Annotated in this window: 15 protein-coding genes and 1 riboswitch; of the genes, 3 read left to right on the top strand and 12 right to left on the bottom strand. The window is 37.5% G+C overall.

Annotated features, from left to right (window positions below; genetic code table 11):
• Nucleotides 1-122: 122 nt before the first annotated feature.
• A riboswitch (FMN riboswitch) is annotated at nucleotides 123-275 on the bottom strand.
• A gap of 131 nt (nucleotides 276-406) precedes the next feature.
• Together GHT08_RS17175 and GHT08_RS17170 are read left to right on the top strand one after the other, a co-directional pair.
• The gene (locus tag GHT08_RS17175) at nucleotides 407-592 is read left to right on the top strand and encodes a PspC domain-containing protein (protein WP_163582666.1); all 186 of its coding nucleotides are present in this window, start codon (nucleotides 407-409) and stop codon (nucleotides 590-592) included.
• Between the two features lie 20 nt (nucleotides 593-612).
• Nucleotides 613-1518 carry a nuclease-related domain-containing protein gene (locus tag GHT08_RS17170; protein ID WP_163582665.1) on the top strand — a complete coding sequence of 302 codons (906 nt, stop codon included), beginning with the start codon at nucleotides 613-615 and terminating at the stop codon, nucleotides 1516-1518.
• A gap of 634 nt (nucleotides 1519-2152) precedes the next feature.
• On the opposite strand, the gene murB is transcribed toward GHT08_RS17170, so the two are convergent.
• From murB to GHT08_RS17140, 6 genes are all read right to left on the bottom strand, one after another.
• Complete coding sequence (murB, locus tag GHT08_RS17165) at nucleotides 2153-3055, bottom strand: UDP-N-acetylmuramate dehydrogenase (RefSeq protein WP_163582664.1); 903 nt, start codon at nucleotides 3053-3055, stop codon at nucleotides 2153-2155.
• 114 nt (nucleotides 3056-3169) lie between these two features.
• Nucleotides 3170-4099, bottom strand: a complete 930-nt coding sequence (argF, locus tag GHT08_RS17160) for an ornithine carbamoyltransferase (protein WP_163582706.1) — start codon at nucleotides 4097-4099, stop codon at nucleotides 3170-3172.
• Nucleotides 4100-4101: 2 nt separating this feature from the next.
• Nucleotides 4102-7338, bottom strand: a complete 3237-nt coding sequence (gene carB / locus GHT08_RS17155) for a carbamoyl-phosphate synthase (glutamine-hydrolyzing) large subunit (RefSeq protein WP_163582663.1) — start codon at nucleotides 7336-7338, stop codon at nucleotides 4102-4104.
• On the bottom strand, nucleotides 7331-8425 hold the full coding sequence (locus GHT08_RS17150; protein WP_163582662.1) for a carbamoyl phosphate synthase small subunit: 1095 nt from the start codon (nucleotides 8423-8425) through the stop codon (nucleotides 7331-7333). Before GHT08_RS17150 ends, carB begins: the two co-directional genes overlap by 8 nt.
• 683 nt (nucleotides 8426-9108) lie before the next feature.
• Nucleotides 9109-10533, bottom strand: coding sequence for an argininosuccinate lyase (gene argH, locus GHT08_RS17145; RefSeq protein ID WP_163582661.1), 1425 nt, complete (start codon nucleotides 10531-10533; stop codon nucleotides 9109-9111).
• On the bottom strand, nucleotides 10530-11789 hold the full coding sequence (locus GHT08_RS17140; RefSeq protein ID WP_163582660.1) for an argininosuccinate synthase: 1260 nt from the start codon (nucleotides 11787-11789) through the stop codon (nucleotides 10530-10532). Before GHT08_RS17140 ends, argH begins: the two co-directional genes overlap by 4 nt.
• 405 nt (nucleotides 11790-12194) lie before the next feature.
• Here GHT08_RS17140 and GHT08_RS17135 point away from each other — a divergent pair, with 405 nt between their 5' ends.
• Nucleotides 12195-13118 carry a DUF4349 domain-containing protein gene (locus tag GHT08_RS17135; RefSeq protein ID WP_163582659.1) on the top strand — a complete coding sequence of 308 codons (924 nt, stop codon included), beginning with the start codon at nucleotides 12195-12197 and terminating at the stop codon, nucleotides 13116-13118.
• A 291-nt stretch (nucleotides 13119-13409) separates the two neighbouring features.
• Here GHT08_RS17135 and GHT08_RS17130 read toward each other — a convergent pair whose 3' ends face one another.
• From GHT08_RS17130 to GHT08_RS17105, 6 genes are all read right to left on the bottom strand, one after another.
• Nucleotides 13410-13841 (bottom strand): DUF4064 domain-containing protein, encoded by a 432-nt coding sequence (locus GHT08_RS17130; protein WP_163582658.1) that lies wholly within the window; start codon nucleotides 13839-13841, stop codon nucleotides 13410-13412.
• Between the two features lie 23 nt (nucleotides 13842-13864).
• Nucleotides 13865-14812, bottom strand: coding sequence for an ABC transporter permease (locus GHT08_RS17125; RefSeq protein ID WP_163582657.1), 948 nt, complete (start codon nucleotides 14810-14812; stop codon nucleotides 13865-13867).
• Complete coding sequence (locus GHT08_RS17120; RefSeq protein ID WP_163582656.1) at nucleotides 14805-15722, bottom strand: ABC transporter ATP-binding protein; 918 nt, start codon at nucleotides 15720-15722, stop codon at nucleotides 14805-14807. The genes GHT08_RS17125 and GHT08_RS17120 overlap by 8 nt, the downstream gene beginning before the upstream one ends.
• Before the next feature lie 265 nt (nucleotides 15723-15987).
• Entirely contained in the window at nucleotides 15988-16776 is a 789-nt protein-coding gene (gene thiD, locus GHT08_RS17115) for a bifunctional hydroxymethylpyrimidine kinase/phosphomethylpyrimidine kinase (protein ID WP_163582655.1), read from the bottom strand.
• A gap of 35 nt (nucleotides 16777-16811) precedes the next feature.
• A complete protein-coding gene (locus GHT08_RS17110; RefSeq protein ID WP_163582654.1) occupies nucleotides 16812-17288 on the bottom strand; it encodes a DUF456 domain-containing protein in 477 nt (158 codons plus the stop codon).
• A 299-nt stretch (nucleotides 17289-17587) separates the two neighbouring features.
• Nucleotides 17588-18112, bottom strand: coding sequence for a type 1 glutamine amidotransferase domain-containing protein (locus GHT08_RS17105; RefSeq protein ID WP_163582653.1), 525 nt, complete (start codon nucleotides 18110-18112; stop codon nucleotides 17588-17590).
• Nucleotides 18113-18119: the final 7 nt, after the last annotated feature.

Genomic DNA, 18119 nt, shown 5'->3' with positions numbered 1-18119 from the left:
CCCTAGGAAATATACCTAGGGCTTGTGTATGTTAATTCATAGTAAAGAACTTGGTTTTGTGGTTGCAACGCTACGGGGACACAAAAAAACTACTTTTCCCCATAGAAAAGACACTACGTCACCAATTCCTTTTCCCATCCAGACTATTACTGTCGGCTTTGGATTTTCACCAAATCCACCTTCACATTTTTCAAATGATCCGGGTCACGGACTAAAAAAGCTTCTTTGCTTTTATCACCGTCGGTCGGGAATTACACCCTGCCCCAAAGGAATCTTATTCGTTTATTTTATTATGTAAATAGTATATATAATTTTTCTTTCGAATGCAAAGTATCTGTTTTGTTAGCTTGTGGAAAAATGTGTTAATATGGAGGTGACAACTTTAAAAAGGAGGATCGTTTATTTCATGTCTATAAGAATACAAAAATCTGCAACTGACAGATCCCTTCACGGTGTATGTGGCGGAATTGCTGAATACTTCGGGATTTCTCCCTTCATCGTTCGCCTACCTTTTATTCTTTTTATTCCTGCAGGTCTTATTATTTATATTGTATTAACAAATCTAATCGATGAACCACCATATTCTTTATAGTTTGAGCAAGGAGTGCTGTGATGATCTTAAAGCCCCTAAAAAAACCGTATGAACTGCAAGTCTTCGAAGCATTAGACTCTCGATTTACTTTTACCCAAAAAGAAATAAGCTATTTTCATAATCTAAAACTAGGTTATGAAGGTGAAAAAACTTTTGAGCAATTGTTAAGAGATTCATTTAATGATGATTATTTAATCATAAGTGATATTCGACTTGAAGTTGGAACTACTAGTTTTCAAATTGATTCGATTCTCTTAACGGCTGATACACTTTATTTTTTTGATGTGAAGAATCTCCCTGGTAATTACATACATATCGATAAACGCTGGTACAAGTTACCAAATAAGGAGGTCAACAATCCTCTGTTACAACTAAAAAGAAGTGAAACATTAATGCGACAAGTTTTGCAAGAACTCCATGCTGATATTCAAATTGAATGTTATGATGTTTTTGTTAACCCTGAGTTCACCCTCTATCAAGCTCCAATGAATAAACAGCTTATTTTACCAACACAGTTACCACAATTAATGAGAGATTTAGCTACAAAACCCCCGGCAACAGCTTCACAGCAATTATTAGCGAAACAATTAATAGCACGAGACATCGGAAAATATCAATATCCCAAAATCCCAAAATATAGATATCATCAATTTAAAAAAGGATTTCGCTGCAGTAAATGTTACAAATTATCTGTTTATATCGAAGGACGAAATTGTATCTGTACTAACTGTCAACAGATGGAATCCATTCAACATGCTCTCATGCGAACCGTTAAAGAACTTCTCTTGCTTTTTCCAGATAAGAAATTAACTACAAACCTTATTTACGATTGGTGTGGTAAAGGATATTCTAAAAAGAGTATCCAACGTTTTTTAGATAGGAATTTTCAAAAGGTCGGGGTTCGCCAGTGGACTTATTATAAATAACTCTAAGTAAAGCTGCCCCAGAATTTAAGTTACTCAGGGGCAGCTTAATTGTTTGTTGGTATTTTGTCCCTCATAATACTTATGATGGACACTTTTTACTGCTTTTTAATTTTTTTGTCCTTCATAACGCTTATGATGGACACCTTTCACCGCTTTTTGATTTTTTTGTCCTTCATAACGCTTATGATGGACACCTTTTACCGCTTTTTGATTTTTTTGTCCTTCATAACGTTTGTGATGGACACTTTTTACCGCTTTTTGATTTTTTGTCCTTCATAACACTTATGATGGACACCTTTTCCCGCTTTTTGATTTTTTGTCCTTCATAACACTTATGATGGACACCTTTTCCCGCTTTTTGATTTTTTGTCCTTCATAACACTTATGATGGACACCTTTTCCCGCTTTTTGATTTTTTGTCCTTCATAACACTTATGATGGACACCTTTTCCCGCTTTTTGATTTTTTGTCCTTCATAACGCTTATGATCGACACCTTTTACCGCTTTTTGATTTTTTTGTCTTTCATAACGCTTATAATGGACACTTTTTACCGCTTTTTGATTTTTTTGTCCTTTATAACATCCCAATCGAAAATATTTACTTAAGCCGATGTACGTATTTAAACTAAAGCTTCAGTCTTCCCCCAATATCCTAACTTCCCGCTCTAGATCCACACCGAATTTTTCTTTTACTTCGCGTTGGACCATTTCGATTACAGAGATATAGTCAGTAGCTGTCGCATTGTTTTTGTTTACAATGAATCCTGCATGTTTAGTGGATACTTCTGCTCCGCCGACACCTTTTCCTTGTAATTCACTGTCTTGAATCAGCTTTCCAGCAAAATACCCTGGAGGTCGCTTGAATACACTGCCGCAAGATGGGTATTCTAACGGTTGCTTGGATTCTCGTTTATAGGTTAAATCGTCCATCACTGCTTTGACTTCATGGTAATCTCCGATTTCTAAGCTAAAGGTTGCTTCTAATACAATATAGCCTTTTTCAGCAATATTACTCGTACGGTATGCTAAGTCAAAAGCGTCAGCCGATAAGCGATGTACGTCTCCGGTAGAATCGACAACAAGGGCACTTTCCAAGCAATCCTTCACCTCTCCACCATAGGCACCGGCATTCATATATAATGCACCGCCTACTGTTCCAGGAATTCCGCAGGCAAACTCTAATCCGGTTAAATGTTCTTTCAAAGCAAATCGTGATGCATCGATTATACGGGCTCCACTCTCTGCAATCACTTTATTCCCTTCTCTTTTAATACCTGTAAATTTTTTTAAACTTAAGACAATTCCACGTATTCCACCATCTCTTACGATTACATTGGAACCATTGCCCAACAATGTAAAAGGGACCTCTGTTTTATTAGCATAGCGGATGATTTCTTGAACTTCTTCAACGGTGGAAGGTGTTACAAAAAAGTCAGCTTTTCCACCTAACTTCGTATAGGTATGATTCTTTAATTCTTCATCTATCAATATAAGTTCTGGATTTATAATATTTCGTAACTCTTTTAAGATACTCATGTGCGATCAATCCTTTAATTTTCTATTGTGTAATGCCACACAATTAATCTTTATTATAGCAATAACAAAATATGAACTGCAAACATGAAAAAACTAGATCTCTAAAAAAGAGATCTAGCCCATCAATGCAACCATTAATGCTTTTTGTGCATGTAATCTGTTTTCCGCTTCTTGAAAAACAACTGAGTGTGGTCCATCAATAATTTCTGCAGTTACTTCTTCTTCTCTGTGAGCAGGTAAACAATGCATAAAAATGGCATCTTGCTTGGCATGGGAGAATAATTCTTTATTCACTTGATAATGGGTAAAAGCTTTCTCACGTTCTTTTTGTTCTGCTTCTTGCCCCATGCTTGCCCATACATCGGAATATATTACATCCGCATCCTTCACAGCTTCTACAACATCTTCAGTTACCAGTACTTCACTACCATCTGCAAAAGACTGTGCTTGCTCCACTATCTCATTATGAGGCTGATAGCCCTTCGGTGCCGCAATAGCAACGTCCAAGCCCATTTTTGCACAACCGATCATTAATGAATGAGCCATATTGTTGCCATCACCAATGTAAGCAAGCTTTAAACCTTCCAGTTTCCCCTTTTCCTCTTTAATAGTCTGTAGATCTGCTAATACTTGGCAAGGATGATAATCATCCGTTAAGCCATTTATCACGGGAATGGAGGCATTCTTTGCTAAATCTACAACGTCTTGTTGCGAAAAGGTTCGAATCATTATCCCGTCTAAATAGCCGGACAATACTTTAGCCGTATCGGATATCGGCTCGCCTCTACCTAATTGGATATCATTAGAGCTTAAAAATAAACCCATTCCACCTAGCTGATAAATCCCTGTTTCAAATGATACACGGGTACGAGTGGATGATTTCTCAAAAATCATCCCTAGTGTTTTTCCTTTTAACGGTTGATACAACTCACCGTTTTTCTGTTTTTGTTTAATTTGTACTGCCAACTCTAATATATATGCTATTTCGGCTTTGGAGTAATCTGCAAGTGTTAGTAGATCTTTCCCCTTTAATTGTTCTTTCATACTCACGGCATCGCACGCTCCTTTTTGTTTAAGTCGGGTTTATTGCTACGGTGATTCTGGATAGATTTCGGTGATTCAAGTTCTGTCCTAGTTGCTTCGATATAAGCACTTAACGTGTCATTCGCAGTAAAATGTAATGTATCGGAACGTAATGCTGCCTCGCGTAATGAAACATGCTGATCTTTTTCACCAGTCCGATGTGTATCGGCAATAAAAGCATACTTCTCGTCTATACATTTTTGTTCTGCTTCTTCAAGTTTTGTTATCGTATTAACTTGGATACCGTGTTCTGTTAATAGTGCTGCGGTGTCCTCATCAGCTTCAATAGCTGCTTTTATAGCATTCAATTGTTTCTGAAGTTTTTCATCTATTTTAGTAAGGGATAAGTAAATGGTATCTTGTTTATATAATGCTTTAAGACAATCTTCTTTCCAGCCAAACGCTTTTGCCATTGCCTGCTCCACCGTTGAACCAAGTCCGATCGCTTCACCGGTTGATTTCATTTCAGGCCCTAGTATCGGGTCCAATCCTGGTAACTTGTTATTAGAGAATATCGGCATTTTCACTGCATAATAAGGTACTTCTTGATGGAGGCCAAGCTTCCATTCTTGATCGCTCAATGGTTCTCCCATTTGTACACGTGTCGCCAAATCCACCATTGGAACCCCCGTAACCTTACTTGCAATTGGCACGGTCCGCGAAGCACGTGGATTCACTTCCAATACATAAATCGTTTTTCGGTCTTCACTTAAAACAAACTGGATATTCATAATCCCTTTGACATTTAGTTCCTGAGAAATTTTTTGTGCGTATAATTCAATCGTTTGTTTATGTGCTTCGGTCAAAGTCGGTGCCGGGAAAACAGCCACACTATCACCAGAGTGCACCCCTGCTTTTTCCACATGTTCAAAAATACCCGGAATTAATACATCTGATCCATCACAAATTGCATCAATTTCTACTTCGTATCCTTCAATGTAACGATCAATTAATAATGGAAAAATTCGATTATCATGTGCATTCGCCTGTAAATCAGCTAAATATTCTACAAGTTGATTTTCATTATGCAAAATCACCATGCCTTGACCACCAATAACATAGGATGGACGCATTAAAATTGGATAGCCGATTTCTTTTGCGACTGCTTTGGCATCCTCTACTGCCATTACAGTACACCCAGGAATATGTGGAATATTTAATCGTTGTAAAAGTTGATAAAATAAGTCACGATCTTCTACAGCTTCAATAGCTTCCAGTGCGGTACCAGCAATCTTAACACCTGCTTTTTGTAAACCGTCCGCTAGATTAATCGCGGTTTGACCTCCAAATTGAACCAAGACACCTTGAGCATTTTCCTTTTCAATGACATGCAACACATCTTCAACAGTTAATGGCTCAAAATAAAGGTGATCTGCCGTATTAAAGTCGGTACTTACGGTTTCAGGGTTGTTATTAATAACAACCGCATCAATACCTTGGCCTTGCAGAGACTTAGCAGCATGAACAGAACAATAGTCGAATTCCACCCCTTGACCAATGCGAATGGGACCAGAGCCTAGCACAACCATCCGTTTATCTCCATCCAACGATTCTACCTCATCCCACTCATTCCAGGAACTGTAGAAATACGGTGTTTCTGCTGAAAATTCAGCAGCACAGGTATCAACCATTTTATAGGAAGGTGCCAGTTTTTCTGCTCTTATTTTCTGTTGAATCTTTGTTACGTCGACATGTAGCAGCTTAGCTAACGTAAGGTCAGAAATACCAAAAGCTTTCGCATCTTTTAAATCTTGTTTCGTTATCGACTCCCAGTCTTTCGCTGCTATTTCTTTTTCCTTTGCAATCATTGCTTCTAACTCATACAAAAAGTAATTGTTAATCGCTGTAATGTCGTGGATCTCTTCCACTGTCATTCCCCTGCGCAAACCTTCTGCAACCACAAATAACCGCTCATCTGTCGCTTTATCTAGTGCGGTATGTAGTTCCTTTTCAGATAACTTTTCCACACCAGGTAAATGTAAAGAATCGAGTCCAATTTCTAGTGAGCGAATCGCCTTATTGATTGCCATTGGAAAGTTACGTGCCAACGCCATCACTTCACCTGTTGCCTTCATTTGCGTACCTAAGAGACGGTCGGCTCCAGTAAATTTATCGAATGGCCAGCGTGGGATTTTGGCTGCAATGTAATCAATCGCTGGCTCAAAGCTTGCATACGTATCTCCAGTAATCGGGTTAATCACCTCATCCAAGTAGTAACCTAGCGCTACTTTTGCCGCGATTCGTGCAATCGGATAGCCAGTTGCTTTCGACGCTAACGCGCTGGAACGACTTACTCGCGGGTTTACTTCAATAATGATATAGTCATCATTCTCCGGGTTCAGGGCAAATTGGATATTACATCCACCAATAACACCTAACTCGCGGATAACCCTTACTGATGAAGTACGAAGCATTTGATATTGACGATCTGTTAACGTTTGAGATGGTGCGACAACAATACTGTCTCCGGTATGGACTCCGACTGGATCAAAGTTTTCCATGTTACATACGATGATGCAAGTATCATTGGAATCACGCATTACCTCATATTCAATTTCCTTCCAGCCTTTCACACTTTGTTCAATCAGAACTTGACTGATCGGACTATAATGAAGCCCGTTTTTTACAATAGTACGTAATTCCGCTTCATTATTGGCAATACCTCCACCAGCGCCACCTAATGTGTATGCAGGACGTACAATCATCGGATAGCCAACTTTATCAGCAAAACGAACAGCTTCGTCAATAGAAGAAGTGGAAAGACTTTCGGCAATTGGTTCATCAATATCTTTCATCATCGATTTAAAGATCTCACGGTCTTCCCCTTTTTGAATCGTTTCGAGCGGTGTACCTAATAACGTAACATTATATTTTTCCAACACACCCGCTTCATCTAATAAAACAGCCATGTTAAGACCTGTCTGGCCACCTAAAGTAGGCAAAATACCATCAGGTCTTTCTTTTTCAATAATTTTTGTGATCGACTCACAGGTTAATGGTTCCAAATATACTTTATCTGCTATATTTTCGTCCGTCATGATAGTAGCAGGATTGTTATTAACCAAAATTACTTCTACGCCATCTTCTTGTAAAGCAAGACATGCTTGGGTACCGGCGTAATCAAATTCGGCCGCCTGCCCAATCACGATTGGACCGGAGCCGATTACGAGTACTTTCTTTATGTCGTCTTTCTTAGGCATGCTGTTTCTCTCCCTTAGTAATAAACTGCTGAATAAAATCTACAAATAAATGATGAGTGTCGATCGGACCAGGGTGCGCCTCAGGGTGAAATTGTACGGTCATTAAAGGCTTCGTTTTATGTTTTAAACCTTCAACTGACTTATCATTAACATTCACGTGTGAAACGTACCAATTCTTCATATTTACAGAGTCATAGTCAACTACATAGCCATGATTTTGCGATGTAATCATTACTTTACCAGTTTGTAAGTCTTTCACTGGGTGGTTACTGCCTCTGTGTCCATATGGTAAACGTTTAGTTGTTGCGCCATGTGCCAGTGCAATTAGCTGGTGCCCAAGACAAATCCCCATTGTCGGAAAGTTTTCCGATATTTGTTTAATGTTTTCCGATAAATGTGCCAATGCTTGTGGGTCACCAGGGCCATTGGATAATAATACACCATCTGGATCCAATGATTGAACCTCGATAAAAGTAGTATCATAAGGCACAACAGTAACGTCACACCCTAATTCTAATAATGATTTAGCGATGGAATGCTTATAGCCAAAATCCATTACGACCACATGTGGTGCTGGATGATTAATCGAAGTTTCTGTGCTGTAACTCTTTTTTTCCTTAACTGATACCGTTGAAACAATATTTGAATTAACGGTAGTATCAACAGGCTTTTCGTTAGGATTCTGGGTTATCTTGCCATACACTTCTCCATGTTCACGGATAATACGTGTCAGTGCTCTTGTATCAATATGAGAAAGTGCTGGAATAGCGTGCTCCTCCAACATTTCCATTAGTGTATTTTTAGATTCATAGTGTTCTGGATTATGACTAGGTGTCGAGATGATAAAACCTTTCAAAGATGGTTTAACACTTTCATAATCGATTTCGTTCCAGCCGTAGTTTCCGATTAGCGGATAGGTCATGGTAACGATTTGCCCTGCATATGATGGGTCTGTCATCACTTCCTGATAACCAGTCATCGCTGTATTAAATACAAGTTCCCCTTCTGCTTCCTTATGTGTTCCAAGCCACTTACCTTCTAATACATCCCCCGTATTTAAAACAAGATAACCTATAGTTTCTGACATTGTGCTCCTCCTCCAATATCTAGCAATATATGATCTTCATTCACATTAGTTTCTCATCTTTATTTGTTTATAATTATACTATATCATTTATATTTATGCATTATTTTTTTGAAATTTTTGAAGATCATTTTATCTTTGTTGAGAAAAAATGAACAAAATTCGCTCAGCCCTTATGACTAAAAAGCTAAAGGTTTACCATTTCTCTAGCATCCATTTTGAATATTTGAACAGCCTTACCACCACTCCGGCTGCCCACTTTCCTTTCCCTGGGGTTTGCCCTTCAGCTAACTTTTTCGAGCCAAAACCGCTCGAAAAAGTGGATCTTCAGGCCAAACAGTTTCCACAGGAGTGAAAGTGGGCGGCCTTCGCTAAGTTCTGCTCTACAACTCTAGCTTGAAGTAACACAACTGCTTTTATACTCACGAATAGCGAATTTCACTTTGTCCATTGTAAAAAAAGTCAACCTATTACTTCTGACAAGAATTGTTGCACCTTCTCATAGCGGAGACTAATTACGTAAACTCCTGGGGGGAATAGCACGAGTCGAAAATTCACTTTGTAAAGTGTCCTTCTTTTGCAAAGTTAGTTAAGGTGGTTGCCCACGTAAAGTAATTAGTCGGAGCGTTGATTTCTTTCGATATAAGAAAAAACGCAACTGAAAAGGATCAGCTACGTTTCTTGTTTTATTTTTTAAGAACATTTACCTTCTCTTCATAGATCTCGATCCATGCTTCCGTTTCTGTGAGGCGATTTTCTGCCTGTTCAATCTGGTCCTTAACACGGTTTTTCGCTGTTCCGCCGACAACATCACGTGCATTGACAACTGACTTCGGTGACAGTACGTCGTAAATATCTTTATTGATTAGCTCAGAGAAACTTTGGAAATCTGCTATGCTTAAATCAAGCAAATATTTATTTTCCTGAATGCAATGCAATACAACTTGCCCGACCACCGCATGGGCTTCGCGGAATGGTAAATCTTTATTCACCAAGTAATCCGCTAAATCCGTTGCATTAGAAAAATCTTCTGCAACAGCCGCATACATATTTTCCTTTTTCACTTCCATTGTCTCGATCATTGGTGCAAAAAGAGCAAGCGCTCCTTTTAAGGTTTCCATCGTATCAAACATGCCTTCCTTATCCTCTTGCATATCCTTATTATATGCAATTGGTAAACCCTTCAAAGTAGTAAGCATTCCCATTAAGTTTCCATAGACACGACCTGTTTTTCCTCTTACTAATTCTGCGACATCTGGATTTTTCTTCTGAGGCATCATACTACTTCCGGTACAAAAAGCATCATCTAATTCAATGAAATTGAACTCAGCACTTGACCATTGTACTAATTCTTCACTCAAACGGGATAAGTGCATAATCGCTAACGAAGCATTGGATAAAAATTCAACGACAAAGTCACGATCACTGACAGCGTCTAAGCTGTTCTCCACTACACCGTCAAAGTTTAACTTCTCTGCCACGTAATGACGATCGATCGGAAATGTTGTTCCGGCTAATGCTCCTGCACCAAGTGGTGAACGATTCACCCTTTTGAAGCTGTCAGATAACCTTTCCACATCACGTTCAAACATCGATACATATGCCATCATATGATGGGCGAACAACACTGGCTGCGCTCGTTGCAAATGCGTATATCCTGGCAAGATAGTATCCAAATTTGCTTTGGCTTGTTTTACAAGTGCCTCTTGCAAATTCTTCAGTAATTCAACTAATGTTACAAGTGAATCTCGTAAATACAAACGCATATCCAGTGCTACCTGATCATTTCTACTTCGTCCAGTGTGTAATTTACCACCAACAGCACCGATTTCATCAATAAGCAGTTTCTCGACATTCATATGAATATCTTCGTTTGCTTCTGTTAACTCTGCTTCTCCAGCTTTAATTTTGTCCGCTACAACCCTCAGACCTTTTTTAATTGTTTCAGCATCTTCTGACGGAATAATCTCACATTTCGCAAGCATTTCTACGTGAGCCAGACTTCCTTGAATATCGTATTGTGCTAATTTTTTATCAAAGCTGATCGACGCTGTATACTCATCGACTAATTCATTTGTTGGTTTTGTAAATCGTCCGCCCCATAATTTCATAACTTCACTGATTCCTTCATATCAATTTTCGTTTTTTCCATAATTTTCGCTTTGTCAGCATGAACATCATTTACTGTAGAGTGCACTTTTGTCGGTAAGCCCCAAAGTTTGATAAAGCCTAGTGCTGCCTCATGGTCAAATTCATCACCTTTACTATATGTTGCAAGGTTTAAGTCATATAATGAGTTATCTGATTTTCTACCTACTACAAATGCTTGACCTTTGTATAACTTCACTCTTGCTACACCATTCACATATTTTTGTGTTTCACTAATAAATGCTTTCAAAGCATCTGTTAATTGCGTAAACCATAGACCATCGTAAATCGCTTGTTCTAATTGTTGTTCTACCACTGGTTTAAATTTAGTTACTTCTCTTGGAAGTGTAATGGTTTCAATTTCTCTATGTGCTTGAATTAATGTTATAGCTGCTGGTGCTTCATAAATCTCACGTGATTTAATCCCAACAAGACGATTTTCCACGTGATCAATTCTTCCAACACCATGTTTACCAGCAATTTGATTCAATTCTAAAATCAATTCATGTAAAGGATATTCCTTACCATTTAATGCTACTGGCTTCCCTTGTTTAAATTCGATTTCGATCATTTCTGGCTCATCTGGAGCATTAACTGGGTTTTCTGTTAATTCAAATGCATCTTCAGGAGCTTCAGCCCATGGATCTTCTAAAATACCACACTCATTTGCACGCCCCCATAAATTTTGGTCTACGCTATATGGACTATCCAAATCAATTGGAATCGGAATCCCATGTTCTTTCGCATATGCAATTTCTTCATCTCTTGTCATGCCCCATTCACGTACTGGCGCCTCAATCTTTAACTCTGGATTGAGAGATGTAAAAGCAACATCGAAACGAACCTGATCATTACCTTTACCAGTACAACCGTGCGCTACGGCCACCGCACCTTCTTTTTCTGCGATATCCACTAATACTTTTGCAATTAATGGACGAGAAAGTGCTGATACTAATGGATATTTATCTTCATACATGACATTTGCTTGTAATGCTGGTAACACAAAATCCTCTGCAAAAAGCTGCTTCGCATCAACGGAATATGATTTAATTGCTCCTACGTCAATCGCTTTATTCTTTACAAATTCTAAATCTTTTCCTTCGCCTACATCTAAACCAACCGCAATTACATCATAATTATATTTATCCTGTAACCATTTAATCGCAACTGATGTATCAAGTCCTCCGGAATATGCTAAAACTACTTTTTCTTTGTTCATGAAATAATCTCTCCTTAAGTGTTTGTCAAAATGTTCGAATGATTAATTATGTATTATTATGCATCATTTAGTATATTAATTCAATAGTTATCTTGAAATTTTTTTATTTTTTTATTAGAAAAAGTGAGGCTACCCTCAGAGGGGTTTTTGTCACCTGCTGATGAGGTTAGCTATACATATCAAGGGGATGCTTCATTTTAGCTTTTTTGAATTACGCGAATCTGGGAAAAAATTGGTGCTTTACAGGCGATTAAATAGAAAGCACATATCGTTTCTCATTTTCTTTTAAATAAAGTGAACCACACCAAACAAAGACATACATAAAAATGAATAAATATGAATTAACTGATTCCTTGTAACCTATCTGAATTTGCTACGTCTAATCCAACAAAAGGAGTGGTCAATGTGAAAAAGTTAGTATCTATATTGGTGTTGATGATTGTGTTTCTCTCTGCTTGCTCCAACGATGCTGAAGATAGCAGCTATGAATCGGCAGACAGTGATATAGTGACTAGTGAAGAATCGAGCCAGTCTGGTATGAGTACAAATGATAGTCCAATGGAAAATAAAGTAGAAATGGAACAAGCAGAGGAAAAATCGGCAAGTGAAGATAATGAGGATAGCTTGGAAAATCTAGAGGATAGAAAAATTATCCATAATGCTCAGTTACATTTAGAAACAGAAACATTTGATGAAACGATTGATTTTTTAGAGACAGAAACAGCTAATTATGATGGATATGTTGTCAATTCCAATTATTCCAATCACGGAGAGGAAGCTGAACGCTTCGGCAGAATGACCGTCCGCATACCAGACGATCATTTTCAGGATTTTATCGCAATCGTGGAAAATGGAGATTTGAAGATTTTGAATAAATCAGTTAGCGGAGAAGATGTCACCGAACAATATGTTGACTTAGCATCCAGACTAAAATCAAAAAAAGTAGTTGAAGAACGATTACTTGCTTTTATGGAAGAAGCTGAAAAAACGGAGGATTTATTAAAGATCTCCGATGATTTAGCAGATGTACAAGAAGACATTGAACAATTAACAGGGAAAATCAATTACTTAGAAAATCAGTCTGACTATGCAACCATTGATATAGAATTGACCGAACGAAGAGTTGATATGCCTTCTGTTCAAGATGAGTCATTAAGTACATGGGAGAAAACAAAGGACCAATTTTTGAAAAGTATCAAGGTAATTCTGTCAATCGCATCTGGACTGTTTGTATTTCTAGTCGGTAATGCTCCGATTATTATTCTCTTCTTAATTATCGGAGTCACCGTCTATTTTATTATTAGAAACACAACCAAAAACAGGGATTAGTTTATATGACAACCATAATACATGAAGCATGAAAAGTAGTTAACCAGGAAAACTGCTAAATGAAACGATAAGATTTCCCGGTGAAATGGAATTAACCGGGAAATCTATAAAATAAATTGAGGGGTTTTCCAGATAATAAATCGACCGAAGTTAGTCTATGATATGGCAATTCGCGAACACTGCTCCCGGCTCATTTTATCATATGAGGAAATTTATAATTTTCTAGACAGTATAAAAAAAGCTTAAGTCCCTTCATTTTTGATTAAAAGGGATTTAAGCTTTTTAATATCTTTAATACTGCTCCATATTTATTTCTTGTTTCGGTTTACGGACAAGTCCCATAATACCAGCTATGATATAGAAAATTCCGGCGAAGATAGCACCACCAAATGTAATAATTGTTGTTACACCACCGACAACAAGTAAAATGATACTTGCAGCTTTTGGCTTACTGTTTCCTTTAAATAAGAACATCGCCACAATACCTGCTACAATAGAAATAATCGCTCCTACAATCATTATAGTACCTAATGAGCCAATTGTATCCAATAATGGCATGATTTCATCGATTTGGTTTTGAGTAACTGTCGGATCTTCTTGCAACATCTCCTGCATCAATTCATTTTCCCCATCTAACATCCGGAACAATCCGCCAAATAATGCCCCCAGTCCATAAACAAATGCTCCAATAATCGATAATACTACCTCTACTGTTCTTTTCATTTCTTCTACTCTCCCCTTATCTCTTAATTTCCTGCAATATCACGCTTTGTAAATGATAGCCATGAAACTAGTAAAAACAACACAAAGTATACAGCTAGGACTGCGATCGAAAACCCTAGTGTCATTCCGTCAATAACAGGACTTCCACTTCCAATATATTGGTTCAAATTGGTATTAGCAAATAAGATATATTTTGCCCAGTCATACTTGGCAACAAAACCAATAATGGAGTTTCCTGTAAACATTAAGAATATTGCTAAACCTATCGCCATCGCACTACTTCTAAATAATGTTGAAATCATAAAAGCAAATGTTGCCATCATCACTAAATTTACCATATTTAAGCCGTATTGTGTAAATATTTCTGCAAAAATAGAGACTTCTTCCACTCCATCTGTACCCATTTGAACTAAATTAGGATTCCAGCCATTGATACCAAAGAAAATTGCACCTATAACTAAACTAATAATAAATAGAAAAACAAGCATAGTTATAGAAAATAATAAAACTGATACAAACTTCGAAAATAAAATTTTAGTTCTGGAAATCGGACGAATTAATAATAATTTGATCGTTCCCCATCGATACTCATTTGAAATAATGCCTGCTGCCACAATAATTGTAAACAAACTAATGATCATGGACAACCCAGCGTTCTCAAGTGTAAATTGCCACGCATCATATGGCAGAGGCTTGACATCATTCTCTATATGATATTCATTTATAGCTATTTCAGAATCAAATCTAAAAAATTCAACTTCTTCATTTACTTCCAGGAATTCTTCATTTTCTTGAGTAAGCTGTTCTTTCCAATTATCATTATAGGTTTGTTCATCTATACTATCAAAAACAAATACTATAAGGGCACCAGCAAATAGTATAACAGCTAGAATAATATACATCGACCAAGTAGCAAAACGTGAATAAAGTTTCATTTGTTCATTTTTTAATAAAGATATAAAGTTAAGCAATCGTATTCTCTCCTATCAACTCGAAAAATTTATCTTCCAATCTACTACGTTCGACTGCTACTTCATAGATTGCTATATCTTCTTCCACTAATGTTCTCACTAATTGTGGTATGGCACTTTTAGAAACATCTGCCATTACACGATCTTGAACGATTTTACTTTCCAGTTCAAGTTGATTTTGGAGAATAGATTTTACTCTTTCGTTATCATCCACGTCTAACTTTACCGTAACATGGTCATTCTCAGTATTTGTATCTTGTACTTCTTCTACCGTGATTAGCTCACCATTCTTAATAATACCAATCCGATCGCACATTAATTCTATTTCAGATAATAAGTGACTGGATACAATAACCGATACTTGTTCTTGTTCGGCTAGATTTCTTATGTAGGTCCTTATTTCACGCATACCAGCTGGATCTAAACCATTAGTTGGTTCATCTAATATTAAAATAGATGGTTTATGCAGTAATGCTTGGGCAATCCCCATCCTTTGCCTCATACCTAATGAATATTTACCTACCTTCTCATGAATGGCTTTTTCTAAACCTACTAAACTAATCACTTCTTTTATTCTTTCATCAGTAATGCTAGGTATCATACGGGAGTAGTGTTTAAGGTTTTTCCATCCCGACATAAATGGGTACATTTCCGGGTTTTCGACGATGGCACCTACATGCTGGATTGCTCCTTTGAAGTTATCTTTTATACTTAATCCATTGATTTTGATATCCCCTGATGTAATTTTCATTAAACCTACCATCATGCGAATAGTTGTTGTTTTACCAGCACCATTGGGACCTAAAAAGCCAAATACTTCACCGCGATTAATCGAAAAATTCAACCCTTTAATTATTTGTTTATTACCTATCGATTTATGTACATCTTGTAATTCCATTGATGTAGTCATTTCGCACCTCCTCATTATTTCCATATTCTATACGTATCAACAAAGTATTTCGTTTCATTATTCACTTGATTTTTTGGTAACTTTCTATTATGATATTGCATATAACAACTGATGTCATATAATATTACATGCAATGCAAAAAGAAGCAGTTCGCATAAACTACTTCTTTTGACAAGTTGTTATCATATCTTATTTGTTCTATCTTTTTCTTAGCAGTTGCAGTCAAGCAACTGCCTTTTTTTAGATTTTCACTATACAACGGCACTCATTTCTGTCGTGCTGCACCGTGTCTAACTGACCCGATACCAGTCCCAAACGATAAAGCATGTTCAATAGCAGCGTGTACAAATTGTTTACTCGTTTGAATAGCTTCCTTCATCGGTACATTTTTGGCTAACTCGGCAGTTAAACAAGCAGCATATGTACAACCTGCTCCACTGGTATGTATCGTATCAATCAATGGCATGCGAAATACCTCAACTGTGTGACCATCATAATAAATATCAACTGCCTGTCCGTCTATATTTCCACCCTTCAATAAAACAGCTTGAGGTTTGAGTTCATATAATTCCTTCGCTGCTTCTTTTAATACATAAAGCTCAGATGGAATTTCTCGACCTAATAACTTTTCTGCTTCTAACCGGTTAGGAGTGATCACTGTCGCTTGCGGAATTAATTGTTTCTTTAATACTTCAATCGCATCATCTGCTAACAGTTGTGATCCCATCTTACCAATCATCACTGGATCTACTACTTTATTTGGAACAGGTAGCTCCTTAAGCAAGCTACTTACTTTTTCTATAATTTTAGTGGAAAAAAGCATTCCTGTTTTAATAGCATCTACACCAACCATTTCTGTTGCAGCGTAAAACTGTGCTTCAATTTCTTCTATATCTCGAATAAAAATCCCTTGATTTGTTCTGGAATTATTGGCAACTGTTGCGGTAATGACGGACATTCCGTATACATCCCGTTCCTGGAATGTCTTTAAATCCGCTTGAATACCAGCGCTTCCTTGTGCAGCTGCTCCAGCTATTGTTAATACTCTCTTCACTTGTAACACCTCGATGTCTGATCCTTTACTTTGTATTACTTTACGATGAAAAACCAGATAATCATGATCAACTGAATCACAATTTTGGCAAAGGTTCCACTAAGAAAGCCAATCAACGAGCCAAGCGCAGCTCTGAAGGCATCTTGTGTCGTTTTTTTCTGAATCATTTCCGTTATAACAACTAATATAAACGGAACAATAATAATACCGAATGGCGGGATAATAAATGAGCCAACAATCACCCCAAGAGCAGCCAACCGCTCACCTGCTTTGCTGCCACCGAATTTCTTCACAAAATAGCTATTGGCAATGATATCGGAAAATATCAACAGTAATGTCAAAACAGCCATTGCTACCCAAAAGATCCAACCAATATTCTCAGCCGTCAGTGCAAATTGATATATCAAGAAACCAATCCAAATTACCAATACGGATGGTATAATCGGGAAAATAATCCCCACAAATGCCAACACAAACATAACGATAATTAATATCCACCATACAATATCCATGTATCAAATCTCCTATTCAATATTTAAGAAAAGCGCAGAGCGCCCGTTTAGAAACGTAGCGGCTTCAGAATCAACTGAGATAAAGGAATCACGGTGAGTTTACGAACCGATGATGACTTATCGTAGGGCGATTCGCGAAGTCGCCTAGTTTCTGGGCGATCGGAGCTAGACAAGCACCCAACTTTTATACTTTATTCAACAATAAGAAATACAATTGTCCTTTGTCATATAAATACATCGTATAAAGGTGGATACTACAAAAAAATCTTACAAGGAAATCCCTGTAAGATCAAGTTTGATTACTGATTAGCTAAATAGTCAGCGTATGCTTTCACATATGGAGGTAAATCTGGTGGACGGCGGCTAGAGATAAGGTGTCCATCTGTTACAACCGGTTCGTCACTCCATAATCCACCTGCATTGGTCATATCATCTTTGATGCCTGGTGTACTTGTTACCTTCTTACCGCGTAAAATACCCGCAGAAATCAAGACCCAACCTGCATGGCAAATTTGACCAATTGGTTTTTTCGCTTGATCCATATAACGGACCATCTCTAATACTTCCGGAAATCTTCTTAATTTATCTGGTGCCCATCCACCTGGCACAAGGATACCGTCATAATCTTCTACATTAATATCAGAAAAGGCATATTCAGACTCTGCTGGAACACCATACTTACCAATATATTTTTGGTTAGCCTCTTTCCCTACAAGATTTACTGTTGCACCTTCTTCACGTAAACGTAACACAGGGTACCATAATTCCAGATCTTCAAAATCCTCGTCCACTAGAGCAATAACTTTCTTATTTTCAAGACGCACAATACTA

The organism is Gracilibacillus saliphilus, assembly GCF_010994085.1.
In the GTDB taxonomy this organism is placed as follows: Bacteria; Bacillota; Bacilli; order Bacillales; family Amphibacillaceae; genus Gracilibacillus; species Gracilibacillus lacisalsi.
The sequence above is the reverse complement of the archived record's forward strand: the minus strand, read 5'-3'. Positions and strand labels throughout refer to the sequence as shown.